This is a genomic window from Acidithiobacillus sp. (assembly GCF_049965315.1).
In the GTDB taxonomy this organism is placed as follows: Bacteria; Pseudomonadota; Gammaproteobacteria; order Acidithiobacillales; family Acidithiobacillaceae; genus Acidithiobacillus_B.
The window spans coordinates 1-535 of the sequence record NZ_JBMFWL010000075.1; the positions used below are offsets into that span (position 1 = coordinate 1).

At 64.1% G+C, this 535-nt stretch carries 1 tRNA gene; it reads right to left on the bottom strand.

The window, feature by feature from the left end:
* Positions 1–258 precede the first annotated feature (258 nt).
* Positions 259–333, bottom strand: a tRNA-Val gene (locus ACP5MM_RS09855).
* Positions 334–535 lie beyond the last annotated feature (202 nt).

Genomic DNA, 535 nt, shown 5'->3' on the forward strand with positions numbered 1-535 from the left:
CCGCTCCGTTTTGAGTAAGGGCCGGTACGCCGGCGGCTGCTAGGACTGACCTGTGCCCGAGTTGAAGCAACCCAGCTATCTGACTCGTCCAGCTGCTCGTTCGAATTCGCGTCGCGGTAACCGTATCGGTGGGCGGGATGCGCTCCTCGGGCGGCTATCACGCAGATATGTGGGCGGACAAGCCGCAGCGCGCGAACTGCAGACAGACCCCGTCCTTGTTTGCGATGAGCCGCTGCTCGCGGCAGCTGCGCAGACAATTGGTGGGCGGTACTGGGATCGAACCAGTGGCCCCTGCCGTGTGAAAGCAGTGCTCTACCGCTGAGCTAACCGCCCATTCCTCGAGGGACCGCAAGTCTAGCGACGAAGGCTGCGGGACGCAACGACCGGCATGCCCCCGGACCCTGATGGTGGTTTCCACCACCGCACTGAGACGGACGTCACACTAGCGCGGCGCTGTGCGACTCAAGTCTCGGACCGGACCAGTCGATACAGAGGACGAGACGAATGTCGCCCCCCTGCCGGTTGGGCGGCTTAG